The 21149-nt window shown below is 31.7% G+C and carries 19 protein-coding genes; all 19 read right to left on the bottom strand.

Annotated elements, in window-relative coordinates; translation table 11 throughout:
• Window positions 1-93: 93 nt before the first annotated feature.
• Entirely contained in the window at window positions 94-1410 is a 1317-nt protein-coding gene (locus DWX74_RS11235; protein ID WP_286164178.1) for a rubredoxin-like domain-containing protein, read from the bottom strand.
• A gap of 153 nt (window positions 1411-1563) precedes the next feature.
• Window positions 1564-2112: a ribosome hibernation-promoting factor, HPF/YfiA family gene (gene hpf / locus DWX74_RS03750; protein ID WP_199647538.1), complete on the bottom strand. Its 549-nt coding sequence runs from the start codon at window positions 2110-2112 to the stop codon at window positions 1564-1566.
• A gap of 339 nt (window positions 2113-2451) precedes the next feature.
• Complete coding sequence (locus tag DWX74_RS03755) at window positions 2452-4491, bottom strand: CocE/NonD family hydrolase (RefSeq protein ID WP_118548779.1); 2040 nt, start codon at window positions 4489-4491, stop codon at window positions 2452-2454.
• A gap of 45 nt (window positions 4492-4536) precedes the next feature.
• The gene (locus DWX74_RS03760) at window positions 4537-5934 is read right to left on the bottom strand and encodes an APC family permease (RefSeq protein ID WP_118548780.1); all 1398 of its coding nucleotides are present in this window, start codon (window positions 5932-5934) and stop codon (window positions 4537-4539) included.
• A gap of 22 nt (window positions 5935-5956) precedes the next feature.
• Complete coding sequence (locus DWX74_RS03765; RefSeq protein ID WP_118548781.1) at window positions 5957-6625, bottom strand: TetR/AcrR family transcriptional regulator; 669 nt, start codon at window positions 6623-6625, stop codon at window positions 5957-5959.
• 90 nt (window positions 6626-6715) lie between these two features.
• Window positions 6716-8011, bottom strand: coding sequence for an MFS transporter (locus DWX74_RS03770; RefSeq protein ID WP_118548782.1), 1296 nt, complete (start codon window positions 8009-8011; stop codon window positions 6716-6718).
• A 351-nt stretch (window positions 8012-8362) separates the two neighbouring features.
• Window positions 8363-8806 carry a GatB/YqeY domain-containing protein gene (locus DWX74_RS03775; RefSeq protein WP_118548783.1) on the bottom strand — a complete coding sequence of 148 codons (444 nt, stop codon included), beginning with the start codon at window positions 8804-8806 and terminating at the stop codon, window positions 8363-8365.
• 30 nt (window positions 8807-8836) lie between these two features.
• Entirely contained in the window at window positions 8837-9016 is a 180-nt protein-coding gene (gene rpsU / locus DWX74_RS03780; protein ID WP_002844447.1) for a 30S ribosomal protein S21, read from the bottom strand.
• 199 nt (window positions 9017-9215) lie between these two features.
• Complete coding sequence (locus DWX74_RS03785; protein WP_118548784.1) at window positions 9216-9566, bottom strand: histidine triad nucleotide-binding protein; 351 nt, start codon at window positions 9564-9566, stop codon at window positions 9216-9218.
• Between the two features lie 108 nt (window positions 9567-9674).
• Complete coding sequence (gene mtaB / locus DWX74_RS03790) at window positions 9675-10973, bottom strand: tRNA (N(6)-L-threonylcarbamoyladenosine(37)-C(2))-methylthiotransferase MtaB (RefSeq protein ID WP_118548785.1); 1299 nt, start codon at window positions 10971-10973, stop codon at window positions 9675-9677.
• Window positions 10974-11726 carry a 16S rRNA (uracil(1498)-N(3))-methyltransferase gene (locus DWX74_RS03795; protein WP_118548867.1) on the bottom strand — a complete coding sequence of 251 codons (753 nt, stop codon included), beginning with the start codon at window positions 11724-11726 and terminating at the stop codon, window positions 10974-10976.
• A gap of 69 nt (window positions 11727-11795) precedes the next feature.
• Window positions 11796-12743, bottom strand: a complete 948-nt coding sequence (gene prmA / locus DWX74_RS03800) for a 50S ribosomal protein L11 methyltransferase (RefSeq protein WP_118548786.1) — start codon at window positions 12741-12743, stop codon at window positions 11796-11798.
• 176 nt (window positions 12744-12919) lie between these two features.
• Window positions 12920-13354 (bottom strand): hypothetical protein, encoded by a 435-nt coding sequence (locus tag DWX74_RS03805; RefSeq protein ID WP_118548787.1) that lies wholly within the window; start codon window positions 13352-13354, stop codon window positions 12920-12922.
• A gap of 354 nt (window positions 13355-13708) precedes the next feature.
• A complete protein-coding gene (gene dnaJ / locus DWX74_RS03810; protein WP_118548788.1) occupies window positions 13709-14884 on the bottom strand; it encodes a molecular chaperone DnaJ in 1176 nt (391 codons plus the stop codon).
• A gap of 197 nt (window positions 14885-15081) precedes the next feature.
• Window positions 15082-16920 carry a molecular chaperone DnaK gene (gene dnaK / locus DWX74_RS03815; RefSeq protein ID WP_118548789.1) on the bottom strand — a complete coding sequence of 613 codons (1839 nt, stop codon included), beginning with the start codon at window positions 16918-16920 and terminating at the stop codon, window positions 15082-15084.
• Window positions 16921-17001: 81 nt separating this feature from the next.
• Window positions 17002-17583 carry a nucleotide exchange factor GrpE gene (gene grpE, locus DWX74_RS03820; protein WP_118548790.1) on the bottom strand — a complete coding sequence of 194 codons (582 nt, stop codon included), beginning with the start codon at window positions 17581-17583 and terminating at the stop codon, window positions 17002-17004.
• Window positions 17584-17594: 11 nt separating this feature from the next.
• Window positions 17595-18629: a heat-inducible transcriptional repressor HrcA gene (hrcA, locus tag DWX74_RS03825; protein WP_199647540.1), complete on the bottom strand. Its 1035-nt coding sequence runs from the start codon at window positions 18627-18629 to the stop codon at window positions 17595-17597.
• 249 nt (window positions 18630-18878) lie between these two features.
• Complete coding sequence (hemW, locus tag DWX74_RS03830) at window positions 18879-20009, bottom strand: radical SAM family heme chaperone HemW (RefSeq protein WP_118548792.1); 1131 nt, start codon at window positions 20007-20009, stop codon at window positions 18879-18881.
• A 183-nt stretch (window positions 20010-20192) separates the two neighbouring features.
• On the bottom strand, window positions 20193-21059 hold the full coding sequence (locus DWX74_RS03835) for a nitroreductase family protein (RefSeq protein ID WP_118548793.1): 867 nt from the start codon (window positions 21057-21059) through the stop codon (window positions 20193-20195).
• Between the last annotated feature and the right edge of the window lie 90 nt (window positions 21060-21149).

Here is a 21149-nt window from a genome sequence, read left to right on the forward strand (position 1 = left end):
CCTTTTATGGACTTTCACCACAGATTAATAGCATGCCCGTCATACTAAAAAGGCTGTCACAAATTTTGTGACAGCCTATATAATATATCTTATTTACTGTTTTATAAAATGAGATTTATCTACATGACATAATGGGCATTCGTAATCATCTGGTTCTTTTGTTATATCTCCTTCGTATACGTATCCACATACGTCACAGTAGTAGCTTACTCCTACATCTTCTGCTTTTGGAGCTTCCTCTTCTTTTACTGCTTCTGCTTCTTCTTTTTCTACTTTTATAAAATGTGATTTATCTACTGCACATAATGGGCATACATAATCGTCTGGTTCTTTTGTTATATCTCCTTCGTATACATAGCCACATACGTCACAGTAGTAGCTTACTCCTACATCTTCTGCTTTTGGAGCTTCCTCTCCTTTTACTGCTTCTGCTTCTTCTTTTTCTACTTTTATAAAATTTGATTTATCTACTGCACATAATGGGCATACATAATCGTCTGGTTCTTTTGTTATATCTCCTTCGTATACATAGCCACATACGTCACAGTAGTAGCTTACTCCTACATCTTCTGCTTTTGGTTCTTCTTTTTTAACTTCTTCTTTTGCAGCAGATTTTTCTTCAGATTTTATAAAGTGTGACTTATCTACTCCACATAATGGGCATACATAATCGTCTGGTTCTTTTGTTATATCTCCTTCGTATACATAGCCACATACATCACAGTAATAACTTACATTTTCTTCTACTGGTTCTTCTTCAACTTTTACAAAGTGTGATTTATCCATATGGCATAATGGACATTTATAGTCGTCTGGCTCTTTTGTTATATCTCCTTCATATACATATCCACATACATCACAGTAGTAACTTACTTTTCCTTCTGCTTTAGGAGCTTCTTCTTTTTCAACTTCTTCAACATAAGTAGGAGCATTCTTTGGTGCTTTACCTTTTATTACTTTATGATAATAATCATAAGTCATAGGTTTGTGTTTTCCTACAAATCCCGAATTTGTTACTTTAGCAAGTATTAAAGAATGTGTTGCTGCATCTGTAAATGATACAACTTCACATATTAAATATCCGCTTATATCCTGAACCATCACTGGCATTTTATCTACATAATCATATTTGAAACCATCATATTTGTCATTCTTTTCAGATGACTGGAAACCAAATGCTCTTATTATAGCTGGATCTGTATCTTCTGATAGTATAGATACACTAAATCTTCCTTCTTCTTTTATACAATCATGTGTAAAGTTATCTTTGTTCATACTTATACATATTAGTGCCGGATCCGCAGAAACCTGGAACACTGTGTTTACAACACACCCAACTTTTCTTCCATATTTTAATGTACCTATTGTATAAAGTCCATAAGATAAGTTCTGTAAAACTTTCATATCCATAATTTGTTTCCTCCTTAAAATTCATATAGTATATGTTTACCCAAATTTACTATCTGTTAAACATTTTTATAATTATATTTTAAAAAAGGAGTTGCCAATTGACAACTCCCTTGTTTACATTTTATATACTATCTATTTATGGCTTTATAGAATTTAAACTTCCTGTTCTATTAATCCATATCCGCCTTCTTTTCTCTTATATACTAAGCATATTTCGAAGCTTTCCCGATCTTTAAACATATAGAAATCATGGTCTGTTAAGTTCATCTGTAGTATAGCTTCTTCTACACTCATAGGTTTTAAATTGAATTTTTTTCTTCTTTCTATTACTACTTCTGGTTCTTCTACTTCGTAATCTAATTCTTGAGCTAGTTCTTCTATTCCTTCATATCTTATAGAGAAGTTGCCTGGTACTCTAGTTTTAAATTTATCTTTGTATTTGATTATCTGTCTATTTAACTTATCACAAACTAAATCAATTGCTGGATATAAATTATCCTGTTCTTCTTCCACTCTTATTGCGTGTCCATTTACATTAGGTATCATAACTTCTACCTTCTGTCTATTTTTACTAGCGCTAACAGTTACTTTAACTTCTGTATCTTCATCTAGGTATTTTCCAAGTTTTTTTAATTTATCTTCTGTATACCCTTTTATTCCATCTGTTAATTTAACGTGTTTTCCAGTTACTGTAACTCTCATAAAACTCTCTCCCTTCGCTAACATATATCGTTTTCCCTTAGTATATTTTATGTTTGATATATGTTTTTTTAGCTTATATATATAATAACTTATATTTTTGCGAATTTACAGACTTTTTATTTAATTGAAAGTGTGTTATTATAAATATAACCGAGTGTCAATTTCATTTTCATTTTATTGCTATGAAATTTATTGAGATAGCCGTTTAAAACTATCTCTTTTTTTATACATTTTTTTATTTAACTATATTTTTTAGATAACCAAATAAAAAAGTCGCCTATTTTACAATAGGCGACTTTTTTATTTGGATTTTTTATGTCTTATTTTTATAGAATATAATTACATTCCGAAACGTTTTATTTTCTGATCCCAAACTTTGTGGAATGCTTTTTCTTCATTTGCAGTTACATCCATATATCCTTTTAAGTAGAAGTATTCTTCGTCAGCAGTCTGAGTTACAACTATATCAGAGTTTGTCCACCAACCTTCTCTTCCTAATCTCATATTCTGAGTTATAGTGTATTCAGCTGATAATGGATCTCCATTTGTTAAGTTAAGCTCTCTCTTTAAGTTGTGTTCAACTGTAACATCTACATCATCAAATCTGTATATACCTTCACCGAATACTCCACCAACACCGTCAGTTACACAAGTCCAAGTATCTGTTAATATATCGTAGTATACTGATCTATCAACTCTACCTTCTGTTAAGAATGTAGCTGGAGTTAATGGTGCTGATTCTGGCTGCATATTAGGTCCTTCGCAGTCTTTTCCTGTAAATACTGGTAAGCTGAATTTAGCAGTATCTAATGATAAAGTAAGAGCTGCGTCTTCAGGCATAGGCCAGAACATAGGCCAGAATGTAGTAGCAAGAGATACTCTTATTCTATGTCCAGCTGGGAAGTTATGTCCACAGCAGTCTAAGTTTACAAATGCTTTAGTTTTCTGTCCTGGAACTAATTCTACAACTTTGTCATGTCCTTCTAAGTGAGTTAAGTTCATTACACCATAAGAAACTCTAGTAACAGCTCCGTTTGGTGCTACATCTGATAACTGTGCAAATAACATTGCTTTTGGTTTATCACTTGTTAATTCAACTTCGAATCTTGGGTATCCTAATATTTCTATTGCTTCTTCTAATACATCTGTTTCGAATAGCATTGCCATACCATCATCAACTCTCTGGTCAGCTGGGCTTTCACCAAGTACACCTGCACCCATCCATTCACCAGCAAGAAGACCGTGGTTCTGCGGAGTCTGAAGTACTACTTCTTCTTTATTTTCATTTGCTGTTTCCATTAATTTACCATGAGTAAATGACATTACTTTGTCGTTTACATCTTTACTTGGCCAAGAATCTAGACCAACCCATCTACCTTCACTAACTGGATGTTTAGCTTCTGGTAACATACTTTCTTCTAACCATGCCTGTATCTGTGGGCAATCAAGAGCATCATTGTCTATTTTCTTTAACCATTTATCCCACCATTTTGTAGCTTCCTGTAAGAATCCCATAGCTGGTCCTGGTACACCATCATGAGCATAAACGTGTGCCCAAGGTCCTATTATACCTTTTCTTGGAACGCTTAATCCGTTCATTAATGTCATTACTGTATTTGTGTAAGAGTCTGCCCAACCATCTATTGCCATTACTGGTACTTTTATTGCTGAGTAATCTTCACAAACTGAACCATGTTTCCAGTATTCATCTCTAGTCTGGTGTTCTAACCAATTTGCCATCCATAAAGGCATCTGATCTAATCTATTTATCCAAGCATCTTTCCATGCATCTCCAACTATATGTGGATCAAGTGGTCTAGCCTGATATGCAAGCATTATACATCCCCACCAGAAGTTGTCGTTTAATAAACATCCACCTTTGTAATGTATATCCTGATTAAATCTATCATCTGTAAATCCAACTGTTATAACTGCTCTTAATGCTTCTGGCTGTCTTGCAGCTACCTGTAGAGAGTTGAATCCTCCCCATGATTTACCCATCATACCTACATTTCCATCGCACCAAGGCTGTTTGCTTATCCAATCTATTACTTCAAGAGCATCGTCCTGTTCCTGTTTGATGTATTCATCTCTTAAAAGACCATCAGATTCTCCTGTACCTCTCATATCTACACGAACAACAACGTAACCATGTCCTGCAAAATATCCATGCATAGGTTCATCTCTCATTCTTGTTCCATCAGTTTTTCTATAAGGAATATATTCTAGTATTGCTGGTAATGGTTCATCAGTTTCTGGGAACCATATTCTTGAAGATAGTTTTGTACCATCTTTTAATGTTATCCATTCATTTTCAACAGCATTAAATTTGTAAGGCTGTTCAGTTAGAATTATTCTTTCTTTGCATTCAACACCCATTTTATATTTCCTCCTTAAATTTAGACGACTACCCTATTTAATTATTTATTTTTTTATATATCTGTTCCATAAATAAAGACCAGACATTATTACTATTAAACCGCCGCCTATCATTTCTAGTTCATATATTATATTTTCTCTAAGTGAGCCCATAACTGGTGCACAAGAGAATAATATACCTAATATACATAAGAATAGTGTTTCATATCCTATTCCTATACAAATTTTATTGCTCTTTGCCATAACATAACCATCATAATTATCATCTTTAGATTCTTTTCTTATTTTTATATAAGATATTAAAAGTAATCCATATGGCAGTAATGCTGTAAGAGCTGTCATTGTTACTAATATATTATAAATAACATCAACACCTGGCATAACCGCTGTTGCTATTAATAATAACGAAACTATTACTGTCTGAAGTATAACTGCTTTTTCAGGTATACCAACAGAGTTTACTTTTGTAAATTTATCTGGGAACATTCCCTTTGGTACAGATCCAAATAGCATTTTTATAGGTGAAGCTATGTATATTATTGTAGCTCCTAGCATTGAAAACGCTACCCCACCAGCTATAAGTTTTACAAGCCAGTCTCCTATTCCTAGAAGTGCTGCAACCCTACCTATTGAATCAAGTATTCCAGTAGATGCTTGTATTTCTTCAGGTGGTAGTATCATAGTAATTGCTATAGATCCTAGTATATATAATCCAGCAACTAAGACTGCTGATACTAATATAGCTTTTGGATAAGTCTTTTTAGGATTATCTATTTCTGTTATAAAGTTTGCTATAACCTCTGCCCCAGTGAATCCAAATATTATTCCTGATACAGCTACCAGTGAATCCGCATTAAATTTTGGAGTCATAGTTGCAACAGTGTATACTGAAGCTGAAGGCCGTTTTTTAAGAACAACTATTGCTATAAAAGCAAATGATATTAGTATTACAGATGGTATGAAAGAACCAAATGCTCCAAAACTAGTAAATATTTTTGAGCCACCCATTCCTTTCATACTCATCATAGATAGTAGCCAGAATATGACAACTGAAAGTATCATTACTACTATTTTATTATCTGCAAGTTCTGATCTCCCTATAAAATAACTTATATTTATAACAAAGAATGTCATAAAAGAAGCGTACCAAAATATTTTGGATGTCCAATTTAGCCAAGCTGCCATAAATCCATATTTTTCTCCTAGAGCTTCTTTTACCCATACGTATAATCCCCCATCACTTTTATCCGAGAACCTATTTGCTAATTCTGCACATATAAGTGCTTGTGGAATAAAGAATAGCACCGCAAATATTAACCATGAAGGTATTGCAGCAAGACCTAATCCAAAAGATGATGCGGTAGATTTTGCAATCCATCTTATACCGTACAAAGTAGATATACTCATCAGAATCAAATCAAATAATTTAATTTTTTTAGCCATTTGAACACCTCTTATCTTTATTTTATTTATCTTTGTTTATAAGATAATTTATACACGAAATGAATTTTTTGATGTACTTATCTTTGTCAAATTCCTCTTTTTGTTTAGCTGCTATTGATATATATTCATGAGCTATACATTTAGTTATCTCATTAATTATCCCTATATTTTCTTTCTTTATATAGCCACCTTTAGAGAATTCCTCAAGACATTTCTCATTTCTGTATCCGAAATTAGCTAATTTTAAAAGTTCGTGCATTTCCTCCAAATCATCTTTAGAATCGACTTCAACTGGGAATATTTCATAATATTCTTTCATTATTTCTTCTATATTTTCATTTCCACTAAAGAAAATATATTCAAAAGCTATTGGATGCTCAAATGCATTTTTAAAAAACACTTTCCATTCGACAATAAATTTTTCATATTCATCATCGTATTTTTTTATAGCCTCAAGAAACTCCTTATTATAGTTTTCTAGATATTGAATAGATGCAAAAGCTATCATATGATTAAGATTTTTAAAATAATTATATATAGTCGCACTATTATACCCAGCTATATCTGCAACTCTTCTTATAGTTACATGATCTGTTCCCTCTTCTTCCATTATCTTTTGTGTAGCTTCTATGAAATACATCATTTTTCTTTTTCTCTGTATTTCCTTATTTCTTTCTTTTATACTTTCCAAAACTGTCCCCTCCCCTTTGTCAATTGATTTTAGATTTTATAATTTATAATACCATATAATCATACTAAAATTAACATAAGGGTTAATTTTTTATGCTTCTGCTACATTTGTAGCTGTTTCAGCTTCTTTTTCTTTTAAACTTTCTCTATAATCTTTTGTTATTCTCTTCCAAATTAATACAAATACAACACCTGCAACAGCTAATGCTAGTAATATTCCAAAGAATACTTTGTATCCTAATACGCCCTGGAATTTATCTATACATTTACCTGCTATAATTGGCATTATTATTTCTGGGCTGTATCCTAACATCATAAGAGGCATTGTTACTGCACCAGTAACTTCAACAGGATAATCAGCTTCAGATAGTATAGCGAAATGCATTGCCTGAAGAGCATACATAGTTGTGTATATTAAAGCTATTGAAACTAATAGCATAAATATCATAGAAGGTTTTCCTGGTACTAAGATTAATCCTACTATACCTATTATCATTAATATGTAAGATATTATAACCATATTTGAAACACCTATTTTATCACCTATAACACCACTTCCCATACAACCTATTGGTCTACAGTACTGTGATAGATAACCTATTGCTGCTGAGATAACAGCTGTTGTTCCAAATGCTAATGATGCATATGGTGTTATGTAGTAGTAACTTATTATCATTGCATAAGACGGAAATATTATTAATGCTGCAACCCAAGTTGTAGGCATTTTTAATATCTTTTTAAGAGCTGCCCAGTCAAATACTGCTTTTTTGTCTTCTTTTTTAGCTCCATCTTCAACTTCTTTAAATAAGAACATTATTGCAACTGCAAGTACTAAGCATATAACTGAGTACACTATTATAACAGCAGATAAAGCCATTTTTTCACTCATTCTTTTTGAGAAGAATGCAAATATTGCTAGTACAAACATAGACTGTATTATGTTTGTTACACCTCTACCACCTTCAAAGAATCCAAATGCTTTTCCTTGTTCGTTTTCACTTGCTAGTGATCTAACAGCTTTTACAAGTGCACTCCAGAAAGTAAGAATTGAAGTTATTCCCCAAGCTGCATGTATTGCTAATAATACAGGATATGGAGGATATGTTAATAATGTAAATCCTAATAATCCAGTTGAAATAAGTGATATCATTAATAGATTTTTTGTTTTCCATCTATCTGCACAATAACCACCAAATACATAAGATATTAAACAACATACTCCATAAGCACTTCCTAATGTACCCATTTGAGTATTAGTTAATTTAAATGCTGCTAAAAAAGTATCATAATAATAATTTCTAAAGTACGGTAACGCATATATAAGCGCACCTGCTATTGAAAGAATTACCAATGTTGGCATATTCTTTTTTAATCTTCCTTCATTCATACAGTTTTTTACCTCCTCTTCGTTATGACTATATCATAACATAATCATGATTATATTACAAGCGTGTTTTATTTTTTAATTCAGATTATTTTTATTGTATAGATTATTTATTTTAATATGTTTATTTTATATATGATAATTACTTTTTAGTACAAAAATTATTTTTCAGAATATATATATTCATCTTGAATATACATCAAATTTTAGTTTCAAAACTTTTTCAAAAAAACAAAAATACCATTTTAAAAGTCTATTATTATCTAACTCTTAAAACGGTATTTTCTATCTTTAATAAATTTATTCAAAAAAGATTAAAAGCCTGGATAAAATATCCAGGCCATATATACATATTTATTGTAAGTTTTCCTTAACTAATTTATTAATTAGTTTTCCATCAGCTCTACCTTTTGTTTTAGGTTTTATAACTGACATTATTTTTCCCATATCCTTCATAGAAGTTGCTCCTACTTCAGATATAGTCTGTTTTACAATCTCATTTAGCTCTTCTTCGCTTAATTGTTGAGGTAGGTACTCTTTTAATACTTCTATTTCTGATCTAGTCTCTTCAACTAAATCTTCCCTTCCAGCATCTAGAAATTGTTCTAAACTGTCATTGCGCTGTTTTAGCTGTTTTGATATTATATCTATAACATCATCATCGTTCAATTCGATTCGTTTATCAACTTCTACCTGCTTTATTGAAGATCTTATTAAAGTTATAACTGATTTTCTCAATGTATCTTTGTTTTTCATTGAAGTCTTTAGATCTTCTTGTAATTTTTGTTTAAGGGTCATTTCCCCTCACCTCTTTGCTTTTATTTGCTACTATCTTTTAGCGTTTTTTCTTCTAGCTGCTTCAGCTTTTTTCTTACGTTTTACACTTGGTTTATCGTAGTGTTCTCTTTTTCTAACTTCAGACATTATGCCAGACATTGCACACTGACGTTTAAATCTTCTTAAAGCACTGTCTAATGATTCATTTTCTCTTACTCTAACTTCTGACATTCTTTTTCCCTCCCTCCGATAGCGCAATTATGCTGGGACTGTAACAACTGTTAAGGATTACAAACCTAACACTTAATCTAGTATAAACTAAATCTTTACTTTTATCAAGTATTTTTATTCCTAATCCGACATTTTTTTTTAACATTTTTTAAAATTACCCTAGCATCAATTTCGCCAAGATTGATATAGGAAAATACTCCTATTTTTCTTCTGCTTCGTAGTTAGGAAGTTTTTTACCTGCTAGTACATGGTAGTGTATGTGTTTAACTTCCTGACCACCATCTTCACCGCAGTTATTTATTATTCTGAATCCAGTTTTATCGAATCCTTTTTCTTTAGCTATTGTGTTTATAGCGTTGTGTATATCAGCTATTATACCCATTTCTTCTGCTGGCACGTCTAATATACTAGTGTAGTGTTTTTTAGGTATTACAAGTATATGATATGGCGCAACAGGATTAAGGTCGTTAAACGCTAATATTTTATCATCTTCATAAACTTTTGATGATGGTATTTCTCCATTTGCTATTTTACAGAATATACAATCCATAATTATTTCACCTCCGATTTGTTATCTTTATAAATTTCTACACCAAAATAAAAAATCCTTCTTTTTTCACCAAATTAATTGGTAAAATCAGAAGGATTTATTTTTATACTATATTAATACACCCTCAACATAGTCTTCTTTTATTCCAGTTATTTTTACTTTTCTTATCTGTCCAGAAATATCTTCTTCACTTGGAGCTTCAACTCTCATGTAGTTCATTGTAAGTCCTTCATAGTTTCCAGATTTAGTAGTTTCTTCAAATAAAACATCCATTTCTCTACCTATAAATCTTTCAGCAAATTTATCGAAATTATTTTTAGATAGAGATATAAGTTGTTCACTTCTCATATGTTTTACCTGAGGATCTATCTGATTATCCATCTTAGCCGCTGGAGTACCTTTTCTTGGAGAATATTTGAATATATGCATCTGTGCTAATTCTATATTCTTTAAAAATTCATAAGTCTGTTTAAATTCTTCATTAGTTTCTCCAGGGAATCCAACTATAACGTCTGTAGTTATAGCAACATCTGGCATTTTTTCTCTTAATCTTTCTACTATTTCTCTATATTCAGCAGTAGTGTATCTTCTGTTCATTCTATCTAAAGTTGCATCACATCCACTCTGTAGTGACAAATGGAAATGAGGACAAACTTTATCCATCTTAGAAATTTCTTCTACAAACTCATCAGTAAATAATATTGGCTCAACTGAACTAGTTCTTATTCTTTCTATACCGTCTATTTCATTTACAGCTTTTATAACGTCTAGTAATTTGACATCTTTATCCTTTATATCTTTTCCATAAGATGCAACATGTATTCCAGTAAGTACTACCTCTTTATAGCCCTTAGAAGCCAATAATTTAACTTCTTCGACTATATTATCAAGATCTCTACTTCTAACTCTTCCTCTTGCATAAGGAATTATACAATATGTACAAAATCTATCGCATCCATCCTGAATTTTCATAAACGCTCTAGTTCTACCATTAGTCTGAGTTATTTCTATTTCTTCAAATTCTTTTACCTTCATTATATCGTCTACTGTAGACACCTTATCATTGCATGTAACAGCCTCAACTTTTTCAACGATATGTCTTCTGTCATTAGTACCCATAACTAAATTTACTTCTTCTATATCTAGTATCTCCTCTGGCGCAACCTGAGAATAGCATCCTACAACCGCTATTACAGAGTTTGGGTTCTTTTTCTTAACTCTTCTTATATACTGTCTTGATTTTCTATCACTCATGTGAGTAACTGTACAAGTATTTATAACATAAACATCTGCATATTCTTCACTCTGAACGTGCTCATATCCAGCATGTTCAAATAATTCTATCATAGCTTCTGTTTCATACTGGTTTACTTTACATCCAAGTGTGTAAAAAGCAACTTTTTTCACTTATATTTCTCCTCCTAAATCACCTAATTCATATTGTACAAGTGCTGAGGCTACAGTAGATGCAGTTTCTGTTCTAAGAATTCTAGGACCAAGAGTAACTACTTTTGCTCCATTTTCTTTAAGTGCATCTATTTCTTCATCAGCAATTCCACCTTCTGGTCCTATAAATATACCTATACTTTCTATATCAAGCCCTCTTATCTCTTTAACTAAAGGTATATTTCTTTCGTCTTCATAAGGGCAAATATTGTAATCATTTCTCTTCATATCATCAAGAGCTTCTTTAAAACTTAAAACTCCTTTTAATGTAGGAATTTTTCCTCTCTTAGACTGTTTTGCAGCTTCATATATGATTCTTTCCCATCTTTCAAGCTTTTTATCTTCTTTTTTGCCATCTACTTTGGCAACACTTCTCTTAGTATCTACTAGAATTATTTCATCAGTTCCAACTTCTGTTAATTTCTGAAGAATATACTCCATTTTAGGACCTTTTGGCATTCCCTGATATACTCTAACTCTTAGTTTAGACTCTCTTTTTATATCTCTTTTATCTATTATATCTAGACAAACTTCTTCCTTAGACATAGATTTTATTTCGCCAATATACTCGTTATCTTCTCCATCACAGATTTCAAGTTTTTCGCCTTCTCTATATCTAAGAACTTTTGTTATATGCTTTACATCTTCGCCTTCTATGATGCATGTATTTTCTTCTAAATTTATATTGTTCTTGTCTACAAAAAATCTATCCATAGTCCATGTCCAATCCATAATAATATCCTTTTAAAATAAATTTTATTCTATAAAACTCCTAATTGAGATTTATTTTTTTATTTTAGATACTATAGCAGACCATTCTCCTTTTCTGATAACTTCTACTATTTCAAATCCATTTTCTTCAAGACTTTCTACTACCTCATCTATTTTTGCAAGTATTATACCTGAAGATATAAACACAGCATCTTCTTTCATAAACTGCTGTACATCCTTAGCAAGTATTTTTATTATATCTGCTATTATATTAGCCACAACAACATCCGCTTTATCATGTATAACATCAGTTAAGTTTCCATGAAGTACTGTAACCTTATCTTCTACATTACTTTCTTTTACATTTTCTTTAGCAACTTCAACAGCTACTTCATCTAAATCAACTGCTGTTACATCATTAGCACCTAATTTAGCAGCTGCTATTGCTAATATACCACTACCACAACCTATATCGAATACCTTAGCATCTGGAGTAACGTATTTTTCTAACTGGCATATACACATACTAGTTGTTTCATGAGTACCTGTACCAAATGCCATACCTGGATCTAACTCTATAACTATATCTCCTTCCTGTTCTTCGTATTCTTCCCAAGATGGTTTTATAACTATCTTTTCACCTACTTTAGTTGGTTTGTAGTATTTTTTCCAGTTATTTGCCCAATCTGCTTCATTAACTGTATCTAAAGACACGCTTCCTTCACCTGGATCTATACCGAAATCTTTAAGTGTAGATATTCTATGTCTTACATTTTCAACGAATTCTGGTACATTTTTTTCTTCAGATATATATGTTTTTATTTTTACGCAGTCTTCTCCACTTTTATTGAATACTTCTTCTTCAACATAATCCCAATCATATTCGTGTTTTTTCTGGAATTTAAAGTCATTAGGGTCTTCTATCATAGCCCCAGCTGCTCCATTTTCATAAAGTATATTTGTTATAGCCTCAACTGCTTCTGTAGTTGTTCTAATTGTTACTTCTATCCAATTTCCCATTTTCGTAACCTCCATCTAAAAAATATTATTCTTTAAATTGACACATGGTCAAAATTTTCCATTTTACATTACCTTTTATTATATCATACTATATAACAATTTTTATCTATTATCTTTTCTTTCTGCAAAAAAGGTTGTGCTACTAAATTTTAATAGCACAACCTCTATAATATAAATTATTTCTTTTTCTTCTTTGATTTTTTTCTTTTTCCATCGTGTTTAGGTTTTCTAGCTTCTCTTTCTAATCTTTCTTTTTCTCTTTTACCAGATAAGAAATAATCTAAAATTCCAAATACTACCTCTGCTACTGCAACTGTTATAAAGAAATTCATTATGGAATTAGCAAATATACCAGCACCTATACCAGCTATAATACTTGCTCCTTTTCCGTCGCCTTTACCTATAATATGGAATCCCTTCCAGTATTCAAGCACCATTGCCACAAACACTAGCCCTAAAAGAACTCCACCCATGCTAGTAGTCTCATTATTTCTAAACTCAACCCCAGCAAAATTAACAACAAAATGTTTAAGCGTAAAAATAACTAAAGCTGCTAAAAACAACTTCCCAGTCTCTACCCAATTTATACTAAACCCTTTCTTCTCTTCCATTACTACTCTCCTTTACTAAACCTTTCATAACTATTCACAAATTTTTCTCATTACAAAAAATACCATTAATAAACCAATCTTTCAAGATAAATTTTCTTTTTTATCTACTTTTACCAAAATCTTCTACTTTGGGGAAATAAAATGAAAAAGAGATGTCCTAAAGATTTTTCATAAAAACTAACTTTAAACTTCAATATCGAATCTAATATGCTCTCGACAATCTGGAGGCACATCGCAACATATAAATGTGTTATAGAATAAATGCGATGTGCCGAAGCCTGGAGAGGAGTTTAGATTCGATTTGAAGTTAAAAAAAGATGCCCTTGAAAAATCTTGGACATCTCTTTTCATTATTTATTTCTTTTTCTTTCCAAATAATCTATCTATTTTTTCCCCGAATGTGGCTTTTTTTTCGTGTTCTTTCGACCCACATTCACCTGCGAATTCTCTTAATAATTCTTTCTGTTTTTCAGAAAGTTTCTTAGGCACTTCTACATTGACCTTAACATACTGATCACCCTTAGAATTACCTCTAATACGTTTTATACCTCTATCTCTTAATCTAAATACTGTACCTGTCTGAGTACCTTCTGGTATAGTATATTTAACCTTACCATCAAGAGTTGGCACTTCTATCTCATCACCAAGTGCTGCCTGAACAAATGTTATAGGCATATCTATATAAATATCGTATCCATCTCTTCTGAATATTTCATGAGGAGTAACTTCTACTATTATATATAAATCTCCTTTTGGAGCTCCTGGTTCACCAAATTCACCCTGTCCAGATAATTTTATCATCTGTCCATCATCTATACCTGCTGGTATATCAACTTCGATAGTCTTAGTTTTTCTTACACTACCAGTTCCCTTACATTTAGAACATGGAGTATCTATTATTTCACCAGTACCATTACAGTTTGGACAAGTCTTAGTACTTGCTATATTACCAAATGGTGTTCTCTGTACACTTCTAACTGTACCAGTACCATTACAGTTTGGACAAGTTTTCTTAGAAGTACCTGGTTTTGCTCCTGTACCATGACATTCGCTACATTCTTCATTTCTAGTTACTTTTATTTCCTTTTTAACACCTTTTGCAGCTTCTTCAAATGTAACTCTTACTCTCTGTCTTATATCAGCACCTCTTACTGGACCTCTTCTTCTTGAGCCAGATCCTCCAAATCCGCCGAATCCGCCACCGAATATATCTCCAAATATATCTTCAAAGCCGCCAAATCCACTGAAGTCACCCTGACCAAAGCCGCCAAAGCCACCTTGACCACCGAATCCTCCTTGACCATTTACGCCATCTGGACCAAACTGATCATATCTTTTTCTCTTTTCCTCATCTGATAATACTTCATATGCTTCATTTATTTCTTTGAATTTTTCTTCAGCTTCTTTATCACCTGGATTTCTATCTGGGTGATATTTCATAGCTAGTTTTCTATATGCTTTTTTAATTTCCTGAGCTGTTGCTGTCTTTTCAACGCCAAGAAGTTCATAATAATCTCTTTTACTACTCAACCTGTGACACCGCCTTTTCCTTTCTCAAACTTTCTACAATAAAACAATAGCTTGTAGAATATTTAAAACTACAAGCTATCATTCATACTTTATAATTCTACTTTAATATCTTACTTTATTCACAGGTCAATTACAAGCTATATAGTCTTTTTTCCTGGAATAATCACATTCAGTTATTTAATACTAAAGGTTAGATATTATTTATCTTCATCTACTTCTTTGAAGTCTGCATCATATACATTGTCATTATTTGAAGATGATCCTTCATTTGCCTGTTCAGCACCTGCCTGCTGCTGTGCCTGCTGATACATTACTTCAGATACTTTCTGGAATTTCTGCATTAATTCATCTATAGCATTTTTGATTTCTTCTGCTGATGCATCTTCTTTATCTTTTACAGATTTTACGTTTTCTATTGCTTTTTCTATTTCAGCTTTATCATCAGCGCTTATTTTATCTTCAACTTCTTTTAAAGTTTTTTCTGTCTGATATACTGTTGATTCAGCCTGGTTAACTGCTTCTATTTTTTCTTTTTTAGCTTTATCTGCTTCTGCATTCATTTCAGCTTCTTTTACTTTTCTTTCTATTTCTTCTTCAGATAAGTTAGTGTTAGAAGTTATAGTTATTTTCTGTTCTTTTCCAGTTCCTAAATCTTTAGCTGTAACATGAACTATACCGTTAGCATCTATATCGAAAGTAACTTCTATCTGAGGGATTCCTCTCATTGCTGGTGGTATATCAGTTAACTGGAATCTACCTAATGTAGTATTGTCGTAAGCCATACTTCTTTCTCCCTGAAGTACATGTATATCAACAGCTGTCTGGTTATCTGCTGCAGTTGAGAATACCTGAGATTTTTTAGTTGGTATTGTTGTATTTCTTTCTATTATCTTAGTGAATACATTACCTAATGTTTCTATACCTAATGATAATGGAGTTACGTCTAATAATAATAAGTCGTTAACTTCTCCTGTTAATACCCCTGCCTGTATTGAAGCACCAGCTGCAACACATTCGTCTGGGTTTATACCTTTGTGAGGTTCTTTTCCTATGAATTTTTTAACAGTTTCCTGAACTGCTGGTATTCTTGTAGAACCACCAACTAATAATACATCATCTATTTCAGAAACTGATATTCCTGCATCTGATATAGCTCTCTTCATTGGTTCCATAGTTTTTTCAACTAATCCTGCTGTTAATTCTTCAAATTTAGCTCTTGATAAATCTATGTTTAAGTGTTTTGGACCTTCTGCAGTTGCTGTTATGAATGGAAGGTTTATATTTGTACTCATTGTTGAAGATAATTCTTTTTTAGCTTTTTCAGCAGCTTCTTTTAATCTCTGAAGAGCCATTTTGTCGTTTCTTAAATCAACACCTTCAGCTTTTTTGAATTCTTCTGCTAAGTAGTCTATTATTATTTTATCGAAGTCATCTCCACCTAGTCTGTTGTTACCAGCTGTAGCTAAAACTTCGAAAGTACCATCACCTATTTCAAGTAATGAAACGTCGAATGTACCTCCACCTAAGTCGAATACTAATATTTTTTTATCCTGATCTAATTTATCCATACCGTAAGCAAGTGATGCTGCTGTTGGTTCATTTATTATTCTCTTAACTTCAAGTCCTGCTATTCTACCAGCGTCTTTAGTTGCCTGTCTCTGAGCATCTGTGAAGTATGCTGGAACAGTTATAACTGCTTCTGTTACTTTTTCACCTAAGTAGCTTTCTGCATCAGATTTTAATTTCTGAAGTATTATTGCTGATATTTCCTGTGGTGAATAATCTTTTCCATCTATATTTACTTTGTAGTCAGTACCCATATGAGTTTTTATTGAGCTTATAGTTCTATCTGCATTTGTTACTGCCTGTCTTTTTGCTGGTTCCCCAACTATTCTTTCTCCATCTTTAGTGAAAGCTACTACTGAAGGAGTAGTTCTCATACCTTCTGAGTTTGGTATTATCTGTGGTTCTCCACCTTCTAATACTGCTACACATGAGTTTGTTGTACCTAAGTCTATACCTATTACTTTTGCCATTTTAATTTCCTCCTTTATGATTATAAATCATATTATGATTTGTAATTTACCTTTTCATTTAATTAATTTATTTGCTATTTATTAGCAAGAAACTTTTACCATAGTTGCTCTTACAACTTTTTCATTTAATTTATATCCTTTTTGTAGCACATCTACAACCTTACCAGGTTCTACACCACATATATGATCCTGCATAACTGCCTGATGGAAGTTTGGATCGAAAGGCTCATCTTCAGCTGGTATTTCTTTAAGACCAAATTTACCAAGAGTATCTAAAAGCTGTTTTAAAACTAGCTCAACACCCTGATAAACTGCTGTACCTTTATCTGCTGAATTTAAAGCTCTTTCCATATTGTCTATAACAGGAATAAGTTCTGCCATTATTTTTTCATTGGCAAATATTCCTATATTTTCTTTTTCTTCATTAGTTCTTCTTCTGTAGTTTGCATACTCAGCTTGAAGTCTCTGATATTTATCATTTAAATCTGCTATTTCATCTTTTAATTTTTTTTCTTCAAGTTTAGCATTTATATCTGTTATGTTTTCTGCTTCACCTTCTATCTCTTCATTAGAAACATTTACTTCTTCATTCTGAGCTTCCTCAGCCGTTTTAGTATTTTTTGTCTCCTCGTTTATACCTTTATTATTTTCCAAGACATACACCCCTCAGTCCGTCAGCTTTTTGCTGTTTTATTTCTTTTATTTAGTAAAATGCTCATATAATTTATTATTGAGCAAACTCTAGCGTAATCCATTCTTGTAGGTCCTATAAAGCTTATCTTTCCTAATGTATTATTGTCTACATTATATGTAGCTGTTACAACACTACAATCTTTTTCAAGACCTTTTCCATTTTCATTACCTATTAAAATATTTAGATTATCCTTTTGAATACCCTTCTGTTTAATAAGATCTGTAACGGCATCTTTTTCTTCTACTAGATTTAAAAATTCTCTAGCTTTTATTATGTCGTTAAACTCAGGGTAATTGAAAATGTTTGTAGCTCCATTTAATGTAAGTGAATAATCATCATCTGACTCTTCACCATTTAGAACATCTATTAATGTATCGACTATCATTGAAAACTCACCAATCTGATATTTTACATATGATATAAAGTTTTCATCTAAGTCAGCTACACTCTTTCCAGCAAGTCTTTTTGTTAAGCTATCTGATATAAGATTCAGCTTAGCTTGTTCAATGTTTTCTCTTACTGGTATGTTCGCTTTCTTTACATCACCTTTTGCTGAAACTACTATTAAAAGTATCTCGTTTTCATTTAAGTTTACCAACTGTATATATTTTATTACGTTGTTTGCTATACTCTTTGTAATAGCTACTGTAGTATAATTGGTTAATTTTGATAACATCTTTGATGTTTCATGAATTAAACCATTTATATTGTCTATATTGTTTTGCATACAGTTTTCAATTAATCTTTTTTCCTCATCAGTAAGCTCTCCCTTGTTCATTAAAGAATCAACATATAATCTATATCCTTTAACTGAAGGAACACGACCTGCAGATGTGTGAGGCTGTATTAGATATCCTAGCTCTTCCAAATCCGCCATTTCATTTCTTATAGTCGCTGCACTAACTCCAAAATCATGTTTCTTTGAAATTGTTCTAGAACCGATAGCCTCTGCTGTATCAATATAATCTTTAACTATCGCTTTAAGTATATTTAATTTTCTCTCATTCAATTCCAAATTCATCACCTTCTTACTTTATTAGCACTCATCATTCAAGAGTGCTAAAAAGCTTATACTTATTTTATAACACCATTAGAATTTTTTGTCAACATCTTTTGAAAAAACTTTTTAAAAAGTATTTTTGAACACAAAAAAGAAATCCAATTATACTATAATCAGATTTCTTTATTGCAAATTCAATATTCTTTTTATTAATTGTCCATTAGCACACTAGAGTGCTAATTAACATATCATTATCACTCTTATCTAAGATAATATTTCTAAAAATACACTATTAGATATCTCTCTTCCCTTTTGAGTTAGTTTTATATTTTCATCATCTACAGATAAAAGTCCTCTCTCAACTAAATCCTCTACCTGTTTTTTATATTTATCACAGAATTCAACTCCAAATCTATTTTTAAAATCAATTCTATTAATTCCAGAGTTCATTCTCAATCCCATAAACACCATTTCTTCCATCATTTCCTCATCAGAAAGATTTTCTACACTTATAATAGGCTTTTTCCCACTTTCTATTTTTTTATGGTAACTATTTAAATTTGACTCATTTGTATATCTATCTCTAGCAAGATATCCAGCTGCACCTGCACCAAGTCCAAGATAGTTATCGCACTGCCAATATATTATATTGTGTCTACATTCTTTGCCTTCTTTAGAGTAATTAGATATTTCGTACTGATTATATCCATTGTTTTTTAGATAGTTAATAGTGTATTCATACATCTCTATATCTCTATCCTCGTCCATAAGTTCAAACTCTTCTCGCTCATACATATCAAAAAGCTCTGTTCCCTCTTCCATTATAAGAGAATACGCAGAAATATGCTCAGGGTTTAATCCAACAACCTTTTCCAAACTCTCTTTCCAATCGTCCTCAATCTGATTAGGAAGTGCAAACATGAGATCTATATTGATATTATCAAAACCTACACTTCTAGCCTCTTTAAAATTCTTCTCAAACTCCTCATAAGTATGAATTCTACCTATATAACTTAAATGATGATTTTGAACAGCTTGAAGGCCTATACTCAGCCTATTTATTCCACTTCTTTTAATAGCTTCTAACTTTTTCCTATCAATAGTACCTGGATTACATTCCATAGTAATCTCGGCATCATCAGAAATATTAAAACTATCTTTAACGCACTTCATCAAACTCTCAATCTCATCACAAGATAAAATACTAGGAGTCCCTCCTCCAAAGAAAATAGTATCTACTATTCTATCAGCACATTCACCTGAATACATCTTTATCTCTTTATTTAAATCATCTAAATATCTCTTCTTATCACATAAATTCATTTTAAACGAATTAAAATCACAGTATTTACACTTCTTTACACAAAACGGAATATGTATATAAACTCCAAACATCAAACATTCCTCCTTTTAATAATTATTATTTTATACAATCTGAAGATGCATCGCAACAGATAAATATATTATACAAAATCAAAGCGATGCATCGAAATCTGGAGATAAGATTATATTTGGTCTAAGCATAAAAAAAAGAGATGTCTCTTTAAATAATCGAGACATCCCACATAATCAATTTAATTATATATTGCAGTATCCAACTACTCTATATTCAGCAGGTACTTCATATCCACTTGCATCAAATACCCATTTAGAATCCATAAGAGTTGTATCCACTATTACTCCGAAGTATAACATAACTATACCAGAAGCTATTTTTCCTTCGTATTCGTCTTTTAATTCTTCTTTATCAACAACAAGAACTATTTTACCACCATCAACTATAAATCTCCATGGCTGTTTGTTAAGTGCTGAAGGAGCTAGTCTAGCATATGAAAATGCATCTAATAAAGCTCTTGTTTCTAGATCTTCTATATCTGCTGCCTGTCCCCATTTATCCATGAATACTATTTCTTCTATAGCTTTTCTATCTGATGCAGGTTCTGCCATTGCTTTTTCCATTTCTGACTGAGAATAGTTTTCTCCAGTTTTAGTAGCTTTTAAAACTTTTTTCTTAGCTTCATCAGCATATCCAAATGCTACTAATGCAACTAATTCTTTATCAGTTACTATTCCTATATTTTCAAGTATTTTCTTTCCGTCATTAAATGTTATCCAGCAAGAATCTATTTTTAATTCTACCCCTTTTAATCTTGCGTTTTCTGCTATATATCCAGCATTTTCTATATAATTATCTTTTTTATCTGAAAGTAAAAGCATGTAGTGTGGTGCATCTATAAGGAATCCATTGTATCCAGCTAATCCTTCCATTTTGTCATATACTTCACCTTTGTCATAGAATTTTAATTCTGTTTCTATACCAGGAACTAGAACTTTAGCTGTTTCTATATATTTTTTTATTTCTTCTAAGTTTTTAGCTTCAACTTCTTTTTCTTTAAAACTTCTAACTGATTTTGAGTTCATTATTAAATTCTTATAATCCATCATTTTGTACTCTCCTTCTACCGACAAATAAATAATCTTAATTTAAAAAGCCGATACATAATAATTAATTCTTTATGTTCATTATATACCCTT

This window comes from Peptoclostridium sp. AF21-18 (genome assembly GCF_003478825.1).
Lineage (GTDB): Bacteria > Bacillota > Clostridia > Peptostreptococcales > Peptostreptococcaceae > Peptacetobacter.

Bases quoted from the DNA above. Each gene is read 5' to 3' on its own strand.
- DWX74_RS03835 (WP_118548793.1), bottom strand. From the start codon at position 21,059: ATGATGGATTATAAGAATTTAATAATGAACTCAAAATCAGTTAGAAGT.
- DWX74_RS03805 (WP_118548787.1), bottom strand. From the start codon at position 13,354: ATGGAAGAGAAGAAAGGGTTTAGTATAAATTGGGTAGAGACTGGGAAG.
- DWX74_RS11235 (WP_286164178.1), bottom strand. From the start codon at position 1,410: ATGGATATGAAAGTTTTACAGAACTTATCTTATGGACTTTATACAATA.
- DWX74_RS03760 (WP_118548780.1), bottom strand. From the start codon at position 5,934: ATGGCTAAAAAAATTAAATTATTTGATTTGATTCTGATGAGTATATCT.
- DWX74_RS03770 (WP_118548782.1), bottom strand. From the start codon at position 8,011: ATGAATGAAGGAAGATTAAAAAAGAATATGCCAACATTGGTAATTCTT.
- prmA (WP_118548786.1), bottom strand. From the start codon at position 12,743: ATGGGAAATTGGATAGAAGTAACAATTAGAACAACTACAGAAGCAGTT.
- rpsU (WP_002844447.1), bottom strand. From the start codon at position 9,016: ATGTCAGAAGTTAGAGTAAGAGAAAATGAATCATTAGACAGTGCTTTA.
- DWX74_RS03755 (WP_118548779.1), bottom strand. From the start codon at position 4,491: ATGGGTGTTGAATGCAAAGAAAGAATAATTCTAACTGAACAGCCTTAC.
- DWX74_RS03795 (WP_118548867.1), bottom strand. From the start codon at position 11,726: ATGGATAGATTTTTTGTAGACAAGAACAATATAAATTTAGAAGAAAAT.
- hpf (WP_199647538.1), bottom strand. From the start codon at position 2,112: ATGAGAGTTACAGTAACTGGAAAACACGTTAAATTAACAGATGGAATA.
- DWX74_RS03785 (WP_118548784.1), bottom strand. From the start codon at position 9,566: ATGGATTGTATATTCTGTAAAATAGCAAATGGAGAAATACCATCATCA.
- DWX74_RS03775 (WP_118548783.1), bottom strand. From the start codon at position 8,806: ATGACCCTTAAACAAAAATTACAAGAAGATCTAAAGACTTCAATGAAA.
- dnaK (WP_118548789.1), bottom strand. From the start codon at position 16,920: ATGGCAAAAGTAATAGGTATAGACTTAGGTACAACAAACTCATGTGTA.
- hemW (WP_118548792.1), bottom strand. From the start codon at position 20,009: ATGTTTGGAGTTTATATACATATTCCGTTTTGTGTAAAGAAGTGTAAA.